20 protein-coding genes are annotated in these 19,050 nt (G+C 64.0%); 17 read left to right on the plus strand and 3 right to left on the minus strand.

Annotated elements, in window-relative coordinates; genetic code table 11:
- The 6 genes from tkt to H156_RS0106125 form a co-directional block, all read left to right on the plus strand.
- Positions 1–2,006 (plus strand): transketolase (tkt, locus tag H156_RS0106100; RefSeq protein WP_154656676.1); only part of this gene is annotated, 2,006 nt, incomplete at its 5' end.
- Between the two features lie 19 nt (positions 2,007–2,025).
- Entirely contained in the window at positions 2,026–3,090 is a 1,065-nt protein-coding gene (fba, locus tag H156_RS0106105) for a class II fructose-bisphosphate aldolase (RefSeq protein ID WP_017364098.1), read from the plus strand.
- Between the two features lie 151 nt (positions 3,091–3,241).
- The gene (locus H156_RS0106110; protein ID WP_026597591.1) at positions 3,242–3,928 is read left to right on the plus strand and encodes a hypothetical protein; all 687 of its coding nucleotides are present in this window, start codon (positions 3,242–3,244) and stop codon (positions 3,926–3,928) included.
- Between the two features lie 147 nt (positions 3,929–4,075).
- Entirely contained in the window at positions 4,076–4,723 is a 648-nt protein-coding gene (hxlA, locus tag H156_RS0106115) for a 3-hexulose-6-phosphate synthase (protein WP_010962231.1), read from the plus strand.
- A 12-nt stretch (positions 4,724–4,735) separates the two neighbouring features.
- Complete coding sequence (gene hxlB / locus H156_RS0106120) at positions 4,736–5,269, plus strand: 6-phospho-3-hexuloisomerase (protein WP_010962232.1); 534 nt, start codon at positions 4,736–4,738, stop codon at positions 5,267–5,269.
- A gap of 219 nt (positions 5,270–5,488) precedes the next feature.
- Positions 5,489–6,367 (plus strand): phosphoribulokinase, encoded by an 879-nt coding sequence (locus H156_RS0106125; RefSeq protein WP_010962235.1) that lies wholly within the window; start codon positions 5,489–5,491, stop codon positions 6,365–6,367.
- Here the strand turns inward: H156_RS0106125 and ampD are convergent.
- Complete coding sequence (gene ampD, locus H156_RS0106130; protein ID WP_017364790.1) at positions 6,315–6,962, minus strand: 1,6-anhydro-N-acetylmuramyl-L-alanine amidase AmpD; 648 nt, start codon at positions 6,960–6,962, stop codon at positions 6,315–6,317. The two genes, H156_RS0106125 and ampD, sit on opposite strands and share 53 nt — an antisense overlap.
- Positions 6,963–7,112: 150 nt before the next feature.
- Between ampD and H156_RS0106135 the strand changes: the two genes are divergently transcribed.
- The 10 genes from H156_RS0106135 to H156_RS0106180 all read left to right on the plus strand — a co-directional run bounded on the left by H156_RS0106135 (position 7,113) and on the right by H156_RS0106180 (position 16,418).
- Complete coding sequence (locus tag H156_RS0106135) at positions 7,113–9,311, plus strand: DUF1631 domain-containing protein (protein ID WP_017364791.1); 2,199 nt, start codon at positions 7,113–7,115, stop codon at positions 9,309–9,311.
- A 31-nt stretch (positions 9,312–9,342) separates the two neighbouring features.
- Complete coding sequence (moaD, locus tag H156_RS0106140) at positions 9,343–9,576, plus strand: molybdopterin converting factor subunit 1 (protein WP_010962238.1); 234 nt, start codon at positions 9,343–9,345, stop codon at positions 9,574–9,576.
- Position 9,577: 1 nt separating this feature from the next.
- Positions 9,578–10,033, plus strand: coding sequence for a molybdenum cofactor biosynthesis protein MoaE (locus tag H156_RS0106145; protein ID WP_010962239.1), 456 nt, complete (start codon positions 9,578–9,580; stop codon positions 10,031–10,033).
- A gap of 12 nt (positions 10,034–10,045) precedes the next feature.
- Positions 10,046–10,390: a DUF2288 domain-containing protein gene (locus tag H156_RS0106150; protein WP_017364792.1), complete on the plus strand. Its 345-nt coding sequence runs from the start codon at positions 10,046–10,048 to the stop codon at positions 10,388–10,390.
- Positions 10,387–11,220 (plus strand): bestrophin family protein, encoded by an 834-nt coding sequence (locus tag H156_RS0106155; protein ID WP_010962241.1) that lies wholly within the window; start codon positions 10,387–10,389, stop codon positions 11,218–11,220. The genes H156_RS0106150 and H156_RS0106155 overlap by 4 nt, the downstream gene beginning before the upstream one ends.
- A 106-nt stretch (positions 11,221–11,326) precedes the next feature.
- On the plus strand, positions 11,327–11,536 hold the full coding sequence (locus H156_RS0106160) for a dodecin (protein ID WP_010962242.1): 210 nt from the start codon (positions 11,327–11,329) through the stop codon (positions 11,534–11,536).
- Between the two features lie 31 nt (positions 11,537–11,567).
- The gene (locus H156_RS0106165; RefSeq protein ID WP_017364794.1) at positions 11,568–12,062 is read left to right on the plus strand and encodes a disulfide bond formation protein B; all 495 of its coding nucleotides are present in this window, start codon (positions 11,568–11,570) and stop codon (positions 12,060–12,062) included.
- 101 nt (positions 12,063–12,163) lie between these two features.
- Entirely contained in the window at positions 12,164–13,096 is a 933-nt protein-coding gene (gene hemC, locus H156_RS0106170) for a hydroxymethylbilane synthase (protein WP_026045872.1), read from the plus strand.
- A 5-nt stretch (positions 13,097–13,101) separates the two neighbouring features.
- Positions 13,102–15,147, plus strand: a complete 2,046-nt coding sequence (gene hemDX, locus H156_RS0106175) for a fused uroporphyrinogen-III synthase HemD/membrane protein HemX (protein ID WP_238536824.1) — start codon at positions 13,102–13,104, stop codon at positions 15,145–15,147.
- A complete protein-coding gene (locus H156_RS0106180) occupies positions 15,144–16,418 on the plus strand; it encodes a heme biosynthesis HemY N-terminal domain-containing protein (RefSeq protein WP_017364797.1) in 1,275 nt (424 codons plus the stop codon). Before hemDX ends, H156_RS0106180 begins: the two co-directional genes overlap by 4 nt.
- An 8-nt stretch (positions 16,419–16,426) precedes the next feature.
- Here H156_RS0106180 and ubiD read toward each other — a convergent pair whose 3' ends face one another.
- Positions 16,427–17,923 carry a 4-hydroxy-3-polyprenylbenzoate decarboxylase gene (ubiD, locus tag H156_RS0106185; protein ID WP_017364798.1) on the minus strand — a complete coding sequence of 499 codons (1,497 nt, stop codon included), beginning with the start codon at positions 17,921–17,923 and terminating at the stop codon, positions 16,427–16,429.
- A gap of 30 nt (positions 17,924–17,953) precedes the next feature.
- On the minus strand, positions 17,954–18,199 hold the full coding sequence (locus tag H156_RS0106190) for a hypothetical protein (protein WP_228370235.1): 246 nt from the start codon (positions 18,197–18,199) through the stop codon (positions 17,954–17,956).
- Between the two features lie 185 nt (positions 18,200–18,384).
- On the opposite strand from H156_RS0106190, the gene H156_RS0106195 reads away from it, so the two are divergent.
- A complete protein-coding gene (locus H156_RS0106195; RefSeq protein ID WP_017364799.1) occupies positions 18,385–19,035 on the plus strand; it encodes a class I SAM-dependent methyltransferase in 651 nt (216 codons plus the stop codon).
- The last annotated feature ends 15 nt before the right edge of the window (positions 19,036–19,050 follow it).

Raw genomic sequence — 19,050 nt, forward strand, 5'->3', positions numbered from 1 at the left:
CGCGACGAGAACTCGCCAACGCCATACGCGCCTTGAGCATGGATGCCGTGCAGAAGGCCAACTCGGGCCATCCCGGGGCGCCGATGGGGATGGCGGACATTGCCGAGGTGCTGTGGAACGACTACCTGTGCCACAACCCGGCCAATCCGAAGTGGCCCAACCGCGACCGCTTCGTGCTGTCCAACGGCCACGGCTCGATGCTGATCTATTCCCTGCTGCATCTGACCGGCTACGATCTGCCCATCGAGGAGCTGCAGAACTTCCGTCAGCTCCACTCCAAAACCCCCGGCCATCCCGAATACGGCTACACCCCCGGGGTGGAGACCACCACGGGTCCGCTGGGCCAGGGCATCACCAACGCCGTCGGCATGGCCCTGGCCGAGCGCACGCTCGCCGGCCAGTTCAACCGCCCCGGCCATACCATCGTCGACCATTACACCTACGTCTTCCTGGGCGATGGCTGCCTGATGGAGGGCATCTCCCACGAGGCCTGCTCGCTGGCCGGCTCCATGAAGCTGGGCAAGCTGATCGCCTTCTACGACGACAACAACATCTCCATCGACGGCGAAGTGCGCGGCCATGGCGGCGTGCCCGGCTGGTTCATGGACGATACCCCCCGGCGCTTCGAGGCTTACGGCTGGCACGTGATCCCCAAGGTCGACGGGCATGATCCGGACGCCGTGAAGGCGGCCATCGAGGAAGCCCGCGCGGTCACCGACAAACCGTCGCTGATCTGCTGCCAGACCATCATCGGCTGGGGTTCGCCCAACAAACAGGGCAAGGAAGACTGCCACGGCGCCGCCCTCGGCACCGACGAGGTCGCCTTGACCCGCGAGAACATCGGCTGGTCGCACCCGCCTTTCGAAATCCCGGCCGACATCTACGAGGCCTGGAGCGCGCGCGAGACCGGCGCCAAGGCCGAAGGCGAGTGGAACGACCGCTTCGAAAACTACCGCCGCGAATTCCCCGAGCTGGCCGCCGAGTTCGAACGCCGCATGGCCGGCGAATTGCCCCGCGACTGGGCGGAGAAATCCGCCGCCTTCGTGGCCCAGGTGAACGAGAAGGCCGAGACCATCGCCAGCCGCAAGGCTTCCCAGAACGCCCTCAACGGCTTCGGGCCCCTGCTGCCGGAGATCCTGGGCGGCTCCGCCGACCTCGCCGGCTCCAACCTGACCCTGTGGTCCGGCTGCAAGGACGTCAACGCCCCCGGCCACGACGGCAACTACGTCTACTACGGCGTGCGTGAATTCGGCATGTCCGCCATCATGAACGGCATCGCCCTGCACGGTGGCTTCAAGCCCTACGGCGCGACCTTCCTGATGTTCTCCGAATATGCCCGCAACGCGCTGCGCATGTCGGCCCTGATGAAGATCCCGGTGATCTACGTCTACACCCACGACTCCATCGGCCTGGGTGAGGACGGCCCCACCCACCAGCCCGTCGAGCAGACCGCCACCCTGCGCCTGATCCCCAACATGCAGGTCTGGCGGCCGTGCGACGCGGTGGAATCGGCGGTGGCCTGGAAGTGCGCGATCGAGCGCCGGGACGGTCCCTCCGCCCTGATCTTCTCGCGCCAGAACCTGCCGCACATGCCCCGCACGCCGGAGCAGATCGCCGCGATCGCCAAGGGCGGCTATGTCCTGGTTGACTGCACCGGCACCCCCGACCTCATCCTGCTGGCCACCGGCTCGGAGGTCGAGCTGGCGGTGAAAGCGGCCGAGGCCCTGACCGCCAAGGGCAGGCAGGTGCGGGTGGTGTCGATGGCCTCCACCAACGTGTTCGATGCCCAGGAGCCGGCGTACCGCGACAGCGTGCTGCCGCCCGCCGTGACCCGCCGCCTCGCCATCGAGGCCGGTGTCAGCGACGGCTGGTGGAAATACGTCGGCAGCCATGGCAAAGTTATCGGCCTGGACCGCTTCGGCGAATCCGCGCCGGCCGGCGTGCTGTTCAAGACCTTCGGCTTCACCGTCGACAACGTGGTCGGCCAGGCCGAGGCCTTGTTCTAACCTCACCCGAGACCATCCCATGGCTTTGATCTCCCTGCGCCAACTGCTGGACCACGCCGCCGAGCACGGCTACGGCCTGCCGGCGTTCAACGTCAACAACATGGAGCAGATCAAGGCCATCATGGAGGCGGCTTCGGCCGTGGACGCCCCGGTGATCCTGCAGGGCTCGGCCGGCGCGAGGACCTATGCCGGCGAGCCGTTCCTGCGCCATCTGGTGCAGGCCGCCATCGAGATGTATCCGCACATCCCGGTGTGCATGCATCAGGATCACGGCGCCTCCCCGGCGGTGTGCATCCGCTCCATCCAATCCGGCTTCAGCTCGGTGATGATGGACGGCTCCCTGCTGGAGGACATGAAAACCCCGGCCAGCTATGCGTACAATGTCGAGACCACCCGCAAGGTGGTCGAGATGGCGCATGCCTGTGGGGTATCGGTGGAAGGCGAACTCGGCTGCCTGGGCTCGCTGGAAACCGGCCGGGCAGGGAAGGAAGACGGCCATGGCGCGGAAGGGGAGCTGGACCACTCGCTGCTGCTGACCGATCCGGACGAGGCGGCGGATTTCGTCCGCCAGACCCAGGTCGATGCCCTGGCGATCGCCATCGGCACCAGCCACGGCGCCTACAAGTTCACCCGCAAACCGACCGGGCAGGTGCTGCGGATCGACCGAGTCAAGGCGATCCACCAGCGGATCCCCACTATCCATCTGGTGATGCACGGCTCGTCTTCGGTCCCCGAGGAGTGGGCGCAGATGATCAACGACTACGGCGGCGACATCGGCCAGACCTACGGCGTGCCGGTCGAGGAGATCGTCGAGGGCATCCGCCACGGTGTCCGCAAGGTCAACATCGATACCGACCTGCGCATCGCCTCCTACGGCGCCATGCGCAGGTTCATGGTCGAGGACAGGAAGAACTTCGACCCGCGCAAGCTCTACAAGGCCGCGCAAACCGCCATGACCGCGATCTGCCGGGCCCGCTACGAGGCCTTCGGCGCCGCCGGCCAGGCCGCCAAGATCAAGCCCCTGCGCCTGGAGGACATGAGCTTGGCGTATGCCCAGGGCAAACTCGATCCGATCGTCCGCTAGCGCGGTGGGCCGAACGGGCGCCGGGAGGCGGACGTGAAAGCGTCCGGCAACGGAACGCAAGCGATGCAATTGGAAAAACAAGGGGGGCGATCCCGCAACCCGCCCCGCCGAGCTTTTGTACCCAACTGACCAGACTTATGGGGGAAACCACGTGAAGAAACCGTTCTCGACCCACATCCTGTCCGCAGCCCTGCTGCTGGCCGCCCCGCTCGCGGGCGCCGCCGATTATCCGCCCGACTTCAAGCCGTCGGTGATCTATCGGGATCCCAGCCTGACCGGCAAGCCCGCGGCCCCCGAAGCCGCCCCGCCGGCCCAACCCCAGGCAGCGCCCGCCGCGTCTGCCCGCCCGGCACCGGCGGCCCCCGCCAAGACCGAGGCAGCCCCCGAACCCCAGGCCGCACCGTCCAGCCCCGCCAAACCCGCCCCGGACACCGGCTCGGATTATTACCTGTTCGGCGGCGTGGTCGCCGCCCTCATCGGCTTCGTGCTCTGGAGCAGCCGCCGTCCGGCCACCGCCCACCCGGCCGCAACCGCCGCAGCGGCCGCCCCCGCCGCCGCACCGGCGCCGGCAGCCACCGGCGTCGCCAAATACCTCCAGGCCCAAGGGCTCGCCACCGGCCCCGAAACCGGTGTCGCCAAATACCTCAAGGCGCTGCCGGAACCCGTCCGTACCGCCGAAACCGGCGTGGCCCGCTACCTCAAGAACCTGCCACTGCCCGAAGTGGCTGCCGCCGCCGAAACCGGTGTCGCCAGGTACATCAAGAACCTGCCCAAGCCCGCCGTCGTGGCCACGGGCGAAACCGGCGTCACCAAGTACCTGAAAAGCCTCAACGGCTGACCCTGCGAAAGGGGAGGGGCTGCATTGACAGCGGCCCCCTCACTCTTTACAGTTGGGAAATTGTGCGTTTAGCAATACCCCATAACTCCTAAGGCTTAAGCCCGACTTTTTTCTCTCTACCTTACTTTTTTGATCGGAGGAGATCTCATGGCAAGACCATTGATTCAGCTCGCCCTGGACACGCTGGACATCCCGCAGACCCTGAAGCTCGCAAGCCTCACCGCGCCCTATGTCGATATCTTCGAAATCGGCACCCCCAGCATCAAGCACAACGGCATCGCCCTGGTGAAGGAGTTCAAAAAACGCTTCCCCAACAAGCTGCTCCTGGTCGACCTCAAAACCATGGACGCCGGTGAATACGAAGCCACCCCCTTCTTCGCCGCCGGCGCCGACATCACCACCGTCCTCGGCGTCGCAGGACTGGCCACCATCAAGGGCGTCATCAACGCCGCCAACAAGCACAACGCCGAGGTCCAGGTCGACCTGATCAACGTCCCCGACAAGGCCGCCTGCGCCCGTGAGTCCGCCAAGGCCGGCGCCCAGATCGTCGGCATCCACACCGGCCTCGACGCCCAGGCCGCCGGCCAGACCCCCTTCGCCGACCTCCAGGCCATCGCCAAGCTCGGCCTCCCCGTCCGCATCTCCGTCGCCGGCGGCATCAAGGCCTCCACCGCCCAACAGGTCGTCAAAACCGGTGCCAACATCATCGTCGTCGGAGCCGCCATCTACGGCGCCGCCTCCCCCGCCGATGCCGCGCGCGAAATCTACGAACAGGTCGTCGCCGCTTCCGCCTAATCGGGAATTTGCATGCATCAGAAACTGATCATAGACAAAATCTCCGGCATCCTCGCCGCCACCGATGCCGGCTATGATGCAAAACTGACTGCCATGCTCGACCAGGCCTCCCGCATCTTCGTCGCGGGGGCCGGCCGGTCGGGGCTGGTCGCCAAGTTCTTCGCCATGCGCCTCATGCACGGCGGCTATGACGTCTTCGTCGTCGGCGAAATCGTCACCCCCAGCATCCGCAAGGGCGACTTGCTGATCGTGATCTCCGGCTCCGGTGAAACCGAAACCATGCTCGCCTTCACCAAAAAAGCCAAGGAGCAGGGCGCCTCCATCGCCCTCATCTCCACCCGCGACAGCTCCTCCCTCGGCGACCTCGCCGACTCCGTCTTCCGCATCGGCTCCCCAGAGCTCTTCGGAAAAGTCGTCGGCATGCCCATGGGCACCGTCTTCGAGCTCTCCACCCTCCTCTTCCTCGAGGCCACCATCTCTCACATCATCCACGAGAAAGGCATCCCCGAAGAAGAAATGAGAACTCGTCACGCCAACCTGGAGTAATCCAGACTCCGGAGCGAGCGGATTCCTTTCGGGGCCGCTCGCGTGGCATGTTGTCCGTCCCTGGCGGCTTTCGCTCGAGCTGCCGGGACGCCGGTTTCCGCCGAGGGCAGGGTCATCCCGACCTCGAAAAACCCTTCCTTGAACGCACCATCGTCACAGGCTCCCGGCCCATGTTCGAGAGGCGATCTCGCGTATAATTGAAACGCACGGGAGGCTAAAATGTCCAAGAAACACCCCATCATCGCCATCACCGGTTCGTCCGGCGCGGGCACGACCACCGTAAAATGCGCCTTCGAGCATATTTTCTTCAGGCTCGGACTCAAACCACTGGTCATCGAGGGCGACAGCTTTCATCGCTATGACCGTGTGGAAATGCGTGCGCAGATCGACAAGGCCAGACGTGAAGGACGTCATTTCAGCCATTTTTCGATCGAGGCCAACATCCTGGACGAGCTCGAAAACGTTTTTCGGCACTACGGGGAAACGGGAACGGCTCGCCGCCGTTTTTATGTCCACAATGAAGCCGAGAGTCAGCGGCTGGGGGGTTACAAACCGGGAACCTTCACTCCATGGGAAGAAGTACCTGCAGGGACGGATCTGCTGTTTTACGAAGGTTTGCACGGAGGCGTGATCACCGACCGCATCAATGTCAGAAAATACGTCGATCTTCTCGTCGGCGTGGTTCCCATCGTCAATTTGGAATGGATTCAAAAAATCCATCGCGATACCGCCGAACGCGGCTATAAGCCCGAAGACGTTACGGAAACGATACTGCGCCGCATGGATGACTACGTCAAGGTCATCACCCCCCAATTTTCACAGACCGACATCAATTTCCAGCGTGTCCCGACGGTCGATACTTCCAATCCGTTCATTGCCCGGGATATTCCCACCCCGGATGAGAGTTTCGTCATCATCCGCTTCAAAGAGCCTGGCAAATTCAACGTGGATTTCCCTTATCTCCTGGCCATGCTGCAAAACTCCTTCATGTCACGACATAATTCGATCGTGATTCCGGGAGGCAAGATGGGGCTCGCAATGGAGATCATTTTCCGGCCGATACTCGAACGCATGATGGCGGATCGTGAGAAAGGCTGACCTCCCTCACGCAGCCCGGCTCGCCATCGACGGTCTGGCGGCGCCCTCCCTGCTTCGCCAGTTCGCGATAGAAGCATCCCCAGTCGAAAGCGGGACCGGGATCCGTTTTCCGCTGCGGGGCGATTGTACTGTGTCCCACGATGCGATCCTCGGTGATCGCCGGATAACGCGCCATCAGCTCCGCCACGAGAGCGGCTAGACTCCTGTATTGTTCCCGCCGGTAGAGAAGATCGTCGGTTCCCTCGAGTTCGATTCCGATCGAAAAGTCGTTACAGGCACTCCGTCCCCGGAACTCGGACACGCCGGCATGCCACGCCCGACGATCGGGCGGCACATAGTGTTCGACTTCACCGCCCCGCCGTATCAGTGCATGGGCCGACACCCTAAGGTGCCGAATAGACTCAAAGAACGGATGGACGGTGCCGTCGAGGGTGTTGGTGAACAAGTGCCGTATCCAGGGACCGCCGAACCGACCCGGCGGAAGACTGATGCCGTGGATCACGATCAGGGAGATCGTCTCCCCCCACGGCCTGTCGTCCTGATTGGGCGAGGACACGGTTTCCTCTCCCCAGCCCGTTCTGTCATCCTCTTTCATCGCCCGCATACCTCGTCAGTCGTGTCGACGCTCACCCGCGCACCGAACAGTCACGCGCCGCCATCGACGGTTCCTCGCCGCGCCGCCCAGGCGGGCCGGCGGTAGGCTAAACTATGGTAGCCGAATTCCGTCTGTCAGTGAGTCCAGCCCATGCCATCAGGCCTTCATCCCGATGCCGACCATCTGCACCCGACCGACGATCTCCCGGACCATCACTCTCTGGCAGCTCAAATTCGCGCCATTTTCGAGACCGGCTTCGGGCAGCTGCTGCAGGACTTGTTCAGCCGGATCGACGACGAGCTGTTCAAGCTCGCCGACAGAGCCGACAACAGCGGCTTGCAAACGCTGTATTTCGATGCCATGCGCCAAATCCGCCGTGACCAGGCCGGCATGCGAAGCCGCTGCCTGCGGGAAATACTCGAGGCCGAGGAGCACTTCTGGAATCCTGCGGACACCCCCTCCGCACAGCCGGAGGATTCCGGCAACCCTGGCCTGACACTCCTGGAAAACGACGTCCTGGAAATCGAGCTCGCGGTGACCCATGCCGCACAGAAGGCAAACCTCCTGTTCCAGGACACGTTGGGGCCGTTCGAACTCCGTCTCGCGGCGCTCAAGGGACTCCAAGGCCCCCCTCTGCCGCCTCATCCGTTCACACCCGAGGCACTGGCCCACGCATTCGCCGCGTCACTCACCGGCCAACCGGTCGACATCCGGGTGACCCTGCTGATACTGAAACTGTTCGACCGCCACGTCCTATGCCAGATGGGGACGACCTACCGGCAAATGAACCAGCTCCTGGCCGACCATGGCGTGCTGCCGGATGCCTCTCTTGTCTTCAAGGCCAAGACTTCCACGATGCCGGAGCAGCACCGGCCATCATCCGCCGCCCACGTGCGAGAAGACGACTCCGCTGAACAGCTGAGTGATCTGCTGCATCTGCTCGATCTCTGGAAGCGCCAAGCGGGAAACGACGCGAGCCAAACCGATGGCCAACACTTCGATCCTGGCGAAGTGGTCGGCGCCTTGAGTCTGCTGCAGCAAAGCGCCAGTGCCCTCGCGTCCGGCGAATGGCGCCCCGGTGCCCCCGTCCCGCGGCTGAAGCAGTCCCTGGTCGAGCAGCTGACCGGCTTTTGTCCCGACGGCGAACTGCGCCGTCTGGGCCGGTTCGAGGAAGACGTCATCGACATGGTGTCGATGATCTTCGATTTCATCCTGGAGGACCGAAACCTGCCCGACCCGGTCAAGGCGCTCATCGCCCGCCTCCAGATCCCCGTCGTCAAAGTCGCGATCATCGAGCGCTCGTTCCTGGCCAAAAAAACGCATCCCCTGCGGGCGCTCTTGAATGCCCTGGCTCAGGCCGGCGTGGGCCTGGAACCGGACGACAGGAAGGACCGGATCGTGCTGAAGAAAATCGAGGAAGTGGTTTACCGGATACTGACCGAATTCGACGAAGATACCCGAATATTCGCTGAGCTGCTGGAGGACTTTTCCGCTTTCATCGAGGGCGAGCGCAAGGGCGTCAAGGCCATGGAAGAACGCACGCGCCAGGCGGCGATCAGCCAGGAGCGGCTAACCCTGGCGAAGCGCGCCGCCGCCGTCGAAATCACGGCCCGCATCGAGAAGCGGCCGCTTCCGCCAGCCCTGGTTTCGCTGCTGCTCAACGCCTGGAAGGACGTGTTGGTGATCGCCCATCTGCGCCGGGAGAAAGATTCCACCGACTGGGACGAGGCCCTGGCCATCATGGATCGGCTCATCGATTGGGCGGACGCCCATGACGCCGAACCGCGGCGAGCGGACGCCGGAACGGGTGAGCCGGAAGCCATCCGGGCCGCTCGCGAGCGGCTGGAGAACATCGCTTTCGATCCGGGGCAATTGCACGCGTTTTTCAAGGACCTCGAACTCTGGCATCTCAGCCGCGGGAACCTCGGTCCCACACCGGCTCCGGCCAATGCAACGGTGGAACCGTGTGAAATCGAGGACATTCTCATCGAGGGCATGGAGGATGCCCAGCCCGCCGCGCAGTCCGCGCCAGCCATCAATGAAAGCTTCGTCGAACAGGCCAGGAACCTCTGCGCGGGGGATTGGGTCGAATTTTGCGATGGCCCGGCATTGCCCTTCCGTGCCAAGCTCCTCTTGAAAAGCCGGTTCACCTCCCGTTATGTTTTCGTCAACCGGCGCGGCATGAAACTTCGCGAAATCGGCCTGCATGAACTGGCTTCCGGACTCGCCGCCAATACGATCCGGCTGATAGCGGGGGCGAACGAACCGTTGCTGGACCGGGCGCTGAACGCGGTCGTCGACACCCTCGCATGCTCGACCGAGCAAAGCCATGCATCCGCAACTTCCTGATATTCCATAGCACCAGCTTCGATCCACAGCCATGACGATCCGCGTCCGATATTTCGCCGCCCTGAGGGAGCAGATGGGCCGCGCCGAAGAACAGCTCGCCTTCGAAGACCTCGCCAGCGTCGCCGATGTCTGGAAAGCCGTCTGCCGGGGCAAACGCCTGCCCGAAGATGTCCTGTGCGCAGTGAACATGGACTACGCCGGGGCCGACACACCGGTGAAAGACGGCGACGAAGTGGCCTTCTTTCCGCCGGTCACCGGAGGCTGACATGCTGATCGAGATCCGCAGTGAGGCCTTCGACCCTCTCGCCGAACTCTCCCGCTACCAGGACGCGTCTCTGCCCACGGCACGCATAGGGGCCCTCGCGGTCTTCATCGGTACCATGCGCGACTTCAACGAAGGCTCATCCGTCCACAAGATGACGCTCGAGCACTACGCCGGCATGACCGAGCGTCAGCTGCAAACCATCGTCGACGAAGCCCGGAACCGCTGGCCGTTCGACGACGCTCTCGTGATTCACCGCGTCGGCGAGCTGTTTCCCGCCGACCCCATCGTGCTGGTCGCCGTCTGGTCGTCCCACCGCGGAACCGCCTTCGATGCCTGCCGCCATATCCTGGAAGCGCTCAAGCACCGTGCTCCGTTCTGGAAGAAAGAGAGCCTGGAGCAAGGCGAGCGCTGGGTCCGGACGAACACGGACGGCCATGCTCCTCCCCCCAGCCCGTGATCCGTTCCACCGATGGCCGAACACCCGTCTTCGATTTACGCAAAGCTGAACCTGGACTCCGGCAAACTGACCTGGCAGGAAATGCAGCCGCACTTCGCCCGGGGAGCCATCGTTCGGGTCACTCCGGGTCTGGATCTCATCGAGGTCGCCACAGTCATGGCTGCCGACGAGACGCGAACCCTGTCCCGCTGGCTCCGCGACGGGCAGGTAGGACGAGCGACCGCAACCGAGGCCCGCGACTGGCACGAGCGCGATCCGCTGTTCTGGGCCGTGGTCGTCGCTCCCTGGGTCTTGGTGCAGGAAATTCCCTCGTCCACGGAAATGAACGATCCGTCGAGGTCGTCACCGCCACGATGATCAGCTACGACCCCAAGTCCTGGTGGGGACTGATTTTCAAGTTCCACAAAAGCGACACGTTCCGGCGTCTGCTGCCGGCCATGCTCTCCCTGGCCCTGTTCTCCGCCGGGATCGCCTATGCGGACCGGCACCTCCTCCCGAATCAGCTCAAGAGCACCACAGCCCTGCACGCCCTGTTGGGCTTCGTCATTTCGATGCTGCTGGTGTTCCGCACCAACACCGCCTACGAACGCTGGTGGGAAGGCCGGAGACTGTGGGGCAGCCTGACCAATGCCTCGCGCAATCTGGCACTCAAGCTGGATGCCTTTCTGCCGAGCGGCCACCCTTCCAGGCCACAGATCGCAGGGCTCATCGGCGCGTATGCGGACAGCCTGACACGCCACCTCCGGGCGGCAGCCACGGCGGAACACCGTCCCAACCGTATCGCCGCCCAACTGTTCGCGGAAACGGCCCGCTTGAGGGACAGAGGCGACCTCTCCGGTGATCAGCTGCTCTGTCTCAATCCCGACCTGAGCGCATTCGCCGAAGTCTGCGGTGGCTGCGAGCGGATCCAGAAAACGCCCATTCCGTATTCCTACAGCCTGTTCCTGAAGAAGTTCATCTTTCTTTACATCGTTTCCATGCCGTTCTGCTTCGTGCCGGAGTTCCACTACTGGACGGCGCTGATCACGACCCTGGTATTCTACGTGCTGGCCAGCCTCGAACTGATCGCCGAGGAAATCGAGAATCCGTTCGGCGAGGACGCGAACGATCTTCCCACCGACGACATCGCAGCGAGCATCCGCCTGAGGGTACGCGAACTCCTGGCTCGAGGCGAGCCCGAACGGTGAGCGCGTGATCGACGTCATGGCACCGATGTGTGATATTAAGGATATTCGGCGAAAACCGGGGCTCCCGCCGCGCCGCCTTTTCAGCCCTTTCCATTGGAGAACAGTCATGCCCGATCACGTCTACAAAGTCATCGAAATCGTCGGCTCGTCCACAGTCAGCACCGACGATGCAATCCGCACGGCCATAACCAAAGCCGGGAAGACCCTGCGCCACATGAACTGGTTCGAAGTCGTCGAAACCCGCGGACACATCGTCGACGGCGAGGTGGCGCATTTTCAGGTCACACTGAAAGTCGGCTTTCGAATCGAAGACTGAAAGCTCCATTTTTTCCCCTGTTTCATACCTCATGACCCTCCCCAGCGCCCGTACCTGTTTCCTCCTCGGCTTCCTGTTCTGCGCCGCCCTATTGGCAGCGGCGCTTTACTTCCAGTTCTCCGGCGGACTCGAGCCCTGCCCCTTGTGCATCTCGCAACGCATCATGGTGCTGGCGGTGGCGCTGGTTTTCCTGGCTGCAGCGATCCACCACCCGGCCTCCATCGGTATCCGGGCTTACGCCCTATTGGGTACCGCCGTGGCTCTGGGCGGCGCTTCGATTTCCGGCCGCCATGTCTGGCTACTGCACCTGCCGCCGGAGGAAGTCCCTGAATGCGGACCAGGACTGAGCTACATGTTCCGGAATTTTCCACTCGGCGACACACTCAAGGCGATGCTGAGCGGTACCGGCGACTGCGCCAAGGTGGACTGGACTTTCCTCGGCCTGAGCATGCCCGCCTGGGTACTGATCTGCTTCCTGGGCCTGGGCGCCTTCAGTCTGCTGCAATGGTGGAACGCCGAACGCTGAGCGGACCACCGCCCCACGGAACGCCGGTACCAGGATTTCGGCCCTGCAAATCGCGATCTGTTAAAATGCACGGATCGTCTTTTCCAGGTTTTCCTTCGACCGTGGCCAGTCACCCCCTCCGCATAGCGACCCGCAAGAGCCCACTGGCTTTGTGGCAGGCAGAATACGTCGCATCCCGTCTTCGGGCGGCCCACCCCGACCTCCGGGTCGAACTGGTCGGGATGACCACCCGGGGCGACAAACTGCTCGATGCTCCACTCGCGAAAGTGGGCGGCAAGGGATTGTTCGTGAAGGAGCTGGAACAGGGCCTGCTCGAGGGCAGGGCCGACATCGCCGTCCATTCCATGAAGGACGTGCCAGTCGAATTCCCCGAAGGGCTCCATCTCGCCGCCATCCTGGAACGCGAAGACCCGCGTGACGCTCTGGTCTCCCGCCGTTACCGGAGCTTCGCGGAGTTGCCGGCCGATGCCCGTATCGGCACCTCCAGCCTGCGGCGCCAGTGCCAGATCAAATGCCGCCTCCCCGGCTGCACCCTGTACGATCTGCGCGGCAACGTCAACACCCGGCTCGCTAGACTGGACGCGGGTGAGTTCGACGCCATCGTGCTCGCCTCTGCCGGCCTGAAACGGCTCGGCTTCCAGGAACGTATCGCCGAAACACTGACACCGGAACAATGCCTCCCGGCCATCGGTCAAGGGGCGATCGGCGTGGAGTGCCGGAGCACCGATACCCGGACCAACGCCCTGCTGGTGCCGCTGCACCATCCGCCCACGGCGTGGTGCGTCCTGGCCGAACGCGCCATGAACCGACGCCTCGACGGCGGCTGCCAGGTTCCGATCGCCGGTTTCGCCCAGCTCGAAGGCGACACCCTGAGCCTGCGCGGACTGGTTGGCAACCCGGACGGCTCGGGCATCATCCGCGCCGAAGCCGTCGGTCACCCGTCCACCTTCGAGGCACTGGGAAAGCGGGTCGCCGAGCATCTGCTCGACCAGGGCGCCGACGAAATACTCCGGCGCGTTTACGCCACCCCCTGACGACGATGAGCCCGCCGCCCTCCTTGTCGGGGATGCGCGTCCTCGTCACGCGACCGAAGGAACAGGCCGAACCCCTGTGCAGGCTGATCGAAACGGCAGGCGGCAAGGCGGTCCGTTTCCCCCTGCTCGACATCGAGCCGAGCGCGCAGGCGGAAGAGGGAGCGGCTCTCCTCCGGCAGGCATCGGATTGGGACTGGTGGATCTTCGTCAGCGTCAACGCGGTGAACCGGGCCCGGGCTCTGGATGTGCTTCGGCCGGACGGTGCCGGGCCGCGCATCGCCGCCATCGGCAAAGCCACGGCCGATGCCCTGGTCGACGGCGGGATTGCCGTGGACCTCGTTCCGGAATCGCAGGCCAATTCGGAAGGACTGCTGGAGACGCCCCCGATGCGGGACGTCGCAGGCCGGCGGATCCTCATCGTGCGCGGCGAGGGCGGGCGGGAAACGCTCAAGGAACGGCTTGTCGAACGTGGGGCACTGGTCCAGTATGCCGAGCTGTACCGGCGGGTGCCGGTGCACACGGGTGCCGAAGCACTGATCGAAGGCCTGCGGACCGCCGGGCTCGACATGCTGACCGCCACCAGCGGCGAAGCCATCGAGCATCTGTACCGCCTGGTTCCACCCGAGGACCGGCCGCGGCTGGTCGAGACGCCGCTGGTCGTCATCAGCGAACGATTGAAAAATCAAGCCGGATCGCTGGGTTTCCGGCACGTGAAGGTGGCCGACGCCGCATCGGATGCCGCCGTGCTGCAAGCCCTGGAGGATGTCGCAGCCCGTTTGGCATCCTTGCGAGCCGCGCCCAACGACGGGGATAAGCCATTGGCCGAGGAAGAAAAACAAATGACCGAAGCGCCGCAATCACCGGCAGCCGGGGAAGTCTCCCGACACCCGCACGGCAACGCTGCCGCGCCTCCGGTGCATCCGCCGCGCAGATCGCGGGTAGTCGCCTGGCTGGGCTACTCGATGCTGGCCGCCATTCTGCTGCTGGCCACCGCCGGCTATTTCCTGATCCAGGAACTGCGCTCCAAGCAGGAGGGTCTGGGCGGCGAGCTCAACAAGGGCGATCTGCACTTGCTGGAACTCAGCCGCCAGGTCAGCAGCCTGCAGACTCAACTCGCCACCCTCCATTCCCAGTTCGCCACCCTCCAGTCCCAGCTCGGGACGGAGGACAGCAAGCTGGAGCGTCTGCTCGGCGAGCAATCCGCCAGTTTCGGCCAGAGGCTCGAGGACAGCCGCAAAGAACTGACGCGGTCCATCGAGACCCTCCAGCGTCAACTAAGCCGGACCCACAGCGATGTCCTGATCGCGGATGCCGAATATCTTTTGGGCATTGCCAATCAGAAGCTGCACCTCACCGGTGACGTGAAATCCGTCCTCGAAGCCATGAAGGCCGCGGACCAAAGACTCCATGACAGCGGCGACCCCGGCGTGTTCAAGGTGCGGGAGGTCTTGGCGGAGGAAATCAACCGACTCGAGGCCTTCCAGCCGCCCGACGTGGTCGGACTGTCGGCCAGGCTGCTGGCGATTGAAGCCAAGACGCGGGAGCTGCCGCTGTTCCTGCCACATCCCGACATGTCGAAGGAACCGCGCGAGACGTCCAAGCCCAAATCACCGGAGCCCGAAACCGGCGATGCCGTCGAGTCCACCCTCGAGCAGCTCAAGGGACTGGTCACCGTGCGCCGCAGCGACCGCCCCGTGCATGCCGTCCTGACTCCCCAGGAGGCCGCCGGCCTCCGGGAAATCCTGCTGCTCAAACTGGAGATGACCCGCACCTCCCTGTTGCGCGGCGACGATGCACTGTTCCACAGCAATCTGGAATCCGCAAACGCCTGGCTGAACGAAAATTTCGACCGCGAGTCCCCCGCCTTCAAGGACATCTCGGACGATCTCCGGGCCCTGGCCGGCGTCCAGCTCAAGGCCGCCTTCCCCGACATCAGCGGATCACTCGCCTTGCTCCGCAACATCGAAAAACTGCGGCTCGAAACCGACCCCGTCGCACCGGCAAGCACGGCCGCCCCCGCCGGGAATGAAGCGCCGGGAGACAGACCGTGAGAAGACTCGCTATTGCGGCCGCGATCCTGGCCCTCGTCGCCGGGGCGGCGTATTACGTCTACCGCCATTTCCTGGCCCAGGGCGATCCCGGCTACGTCATCATCGGCTACGGCCCCTGGACGCTGGAATCTTCCCTGGTGGTCCTCGCCGGTGCCCTCACCCTGGCCTTCATTCTGTTCTACGCCAGCATCCGCCTGGTCATCCACGCCATGCGGCTACCCAAGATACTGCGGCAGCGCGGCGGCCACCGGCGTAGCCGGCAATCGCAGGAGGCGCTCATCACGGGCCTGATCGAATCCGCCGAAGGCAACTGGGAAAAGGCCGAGAAGACGCTCATCCGCCATGCTGCCGACAGCGGCGTTCCCCTGATCAACTACCTGACCGCGGCCCGGGCGGCGCACTCGCGCGGGGCGGCCGAGCAACGTGACGAATACCTGAAACTGGCCCACGAAGCCGTGCCCGAGGCGGAAATCGCCATCGGCCTCACCCGGGCGGAGCTGCAGCTTTCCGACAAACAGTTCGACCAGGCGCTGGAATCGCTGTCGCAGCTCAACCGGATCGCTCCCACCCACGCAACCGTCCTGAGACTGCTCCATCAGGTCTATGCCCAGATGGAAGACTGGGAAGGCCTGCGCAACCTCATCCCCAGCCTCCACACCAACAAGGTGATGATGGAAGCGGAGATCAAGCTGCTGGAGACCGAAACCTACAGCGCCTTGCTGAAGCAGCACGCAGAGACGCGCGATGCCGCGCGCCTGAAAGCGCTTTGGGAGAACATCCCGGCCCATATCCGCAAGGCCGCCGGTATCGAAACGCTGTATTTCGCCGCCATGATCGATGCCGGCGCAGGACCGGAAATCGAACCCGCCGTACGCGCGAGTCTGGACCGCGAATGGAGTCAAACCGTCGTGGTCCTTTACGGCTGCATCCAGCTGCCCGACCCCGGCGAGCAACTCGCCCGGGCAGAGCAGTGGCTGGTCCGCCACAGCAACGACGCCGTGCTGCTGCGGGTGCTCGGCAAGCTCGCGGTACTCGCCCGGCAGACCGAATCCGCCCTGCGCTATCTCGACCGGAGCCTGGCACTGGAACCGAGCGTGGAGGCCTGCCAGCTCATGGGCGACCTGCTCCTGGAGCGGAACGAGACGGCGGCAGCCTGTGACTGTTTCCGTCGAGGACTGCTGCTCGCCTCGAACGAAGTCATCGCCCAGATCGACCGAAACCCCCGCGGCGAATCCGAACCCGCCGGGTTCGACACCGAAACGCCGGACTGACGGCGCCCTCAGCCACGGCTGCCGGCGAATATCCCCAGCGAATCCCAGATTTCATCCACCCGGCGCCGCACCGCCGCATCCATGGTGATGGGCCGGCCCCATTCCCGGCTGGTTTCACCGGGCCACTTGTGGGTGGCATCGAAGCCGACCTTGGAACCCAGTCCCGACACCGGCGAGGCGAAATCCAGGTAGTCGATCGGCGTGTTCTCGATCAGGGTGAGATCACGGGCCGGGTCCATCCGCGTCGTCATCGCCCAGACCACGTCCTTCCAGTTTCTGGCGTCGACGTCGTCATCGACCACGATCACGAACTTGGTGTACATGAACTGCCGCAGAAACGACCATACGCCGAACATCACCCGCTTGGCGTGGCCGGCATACTGCTTTTTCATGCTGACCACGGCCAGGCGATAGGAACAGCCCTCCGGCGGCAGATAGAAATCCACGACTTCGGGAAACTGCTTTTGCAGGATGGGGACGAAAACCTCGTTGAGCGCCACGCCCAGTACCGCGGGTTCGTCAGGAGGCCTCCCGGTATAGGTGCTGTGATAGATCGGCGAATGCCGCTGGGTGATGCATTCGATGGTGAAGACCGGAAACGACTCCACCTCGTTGTAATACCCGGTGTGGTCGCCGAACGGGCCTTCCGGCGCCGTCTCGCCGGGATACAGAAATCCTTCCAGGACGATCTCGGCGCTGGCCGGCACCTGCAGGTCGCTCAGGATGCAGGGGGTAACCTCCGTCCTGGCGCCCCGCAAAAGGCCTGCGAAGCCGTACTCGGACAGCGTATCCGGCACCGGCGTCACCGCCCCCAACATCGTCGCCGGATCGGCGCCCAGGGCCACCGCCACCGGAAAGGGCTCGCCGGGCCTTGCCTCCTGCCAGTCGCGAAAATCCAGGGCACCGCCCCGGTGGGCCAGCCAGCGCATGATGGTCTTGTTGCGGCCGATGACCTGCTGGCGGTAGATTCCCAGATTCTGCCTTGCCTTGTACGGCCCGCGGGTGATGACCAGCGGCCAGGTGATCAGCGGACCGGCATCACCCGGCCAGCAGGTCTGGATCGGATAGCGTCCGAGGTCGATGTCGCTGCCGCGCAGCACCTCCTGTTGGCAGGGGGCGTTGCGGACCTCCTTCGGCGCCATGTGCAGCACCTGGCGGTACAACGGCACCTTCTCGAAGGCATCCCGCATGCCCTTGGGCGGTTCGGGCTCCTTGAGGGAGGCGAGCAGCACGCCCACCTGCCGCAACGCTCCCACCGAAACCTCCCCCATCCCCAAGGCCACCCGCCGCGGGGTGCCGAACAGATTGCCGAGCAAGGGGACGGCGGAGCCTTTGGGATGTTCGAACAAGAGAGCCGGACCTTCCGACTTCAATGTCCGGTCGCAGATTTCGGTGATTTCGAGATTCGGGTCCACCGAAGCACCGATGCGCCGCAGCTCCCCTTCCGCCTCGAGCCGGGCGATGAAATCCCTCAGATCCCGGTATTTGGCACCATTTCGGCTCATTTGCGCTCAGCCGGAAAAAAAACCGTATGGTCAGGCGAAGAAACCCTTCACGCTCGCTTCGATCACCGCCCAAGGCAATACGAAGGGCTTCCTGGTGATCGTGATGGCCAGAACGTCGCCCCTGAATTCGTAAACCCCGTCCACCCCATGGCCGCTGAAACGGCCCGAGGTTTCGTCGCCGAAGAATTCCATACCTTTCTCGCGCGCCGCCTTTTCCGCCTTGGCGACGAGCGAGCGGGGCTCGGAACCGATCTTGATCTCGATGACTTTGCTCATGGTCCTGTGAGGCACTGAGGAATAGCGGCCGGTATGGTAGCCGAATTGGTCGGAGCTGGCGATGACGGCGGACCGGCAACGATCGCCCGGCACGGGTATAATTCCAGTCCGTATCCCATAAGAACCGCCCGGAACGAGGGCGGCGTTCCCACGCATCGGTTCAGTTCAAAGTTAAGAGGAAGCTCGTGCAACTGGAACACATCTTGAGGTCCTATGCGCGTTACGCGCCGGTCTACGACCACACCTTCGGCTGGCTCCTGAACTTCCGCGGACGCTCGCTGGCCGCCCATCTCACCAACCGTCGGCCGGGCCGCATCCTGGAAGTGGGCGTGGGTACCGGCATCAGCCTGCCGTTCTACCGCAAGGAGCATCAGGTGCACGGCATCGACATCTCGCCCCACATGCTGGAGCGCGCGCGCCGGCGGGTACACAGCAAAAACCTCGATCACGTGGTCCGGCTGGAGATCATGGACGCGCGCGAGATGGCATTCCCCGACGATTACTTCGATGCGGTCGTGGCCGCCTACGTGATGTCAGTGGTACCGGAACCGCAGCGGGTGCTGCGCGAAATCGAGCGGGTCTGCAAGGCAGGCGGCGACGTCATCATCGTCAACCACTTCGCGGCCGACAAAAAAGGTACTCGTCGCCATTTCGAGACCCTGCTGTCACCGCTGTCCCACAAGCTCGGCTGGCGTCCCGACATGCCCATCGACGAAATTCTCGCCCATACCTCGCTGCATGAAGTCCGCCGGCAGACACTGCCACCGATGGGGCTGTTCACCCTGCTGCATCTCAAGAAAGCCTCTCCGGACTTTGCCGATCCGGCAAGGACTTGACTCAGCCGTGGGCGG

The organism is Methylococcus capsulatus str. Texas = ATCC 19069 (genome assembly GCF_000424685.1).
GTDB classification, from domain to species: domain Bacteria; phylum Pseudomonadota; class Gammaproteobacteria; order Methylococcales; family Methylococcaceae; genus Methylococcus; species Methylococcus capsulatus.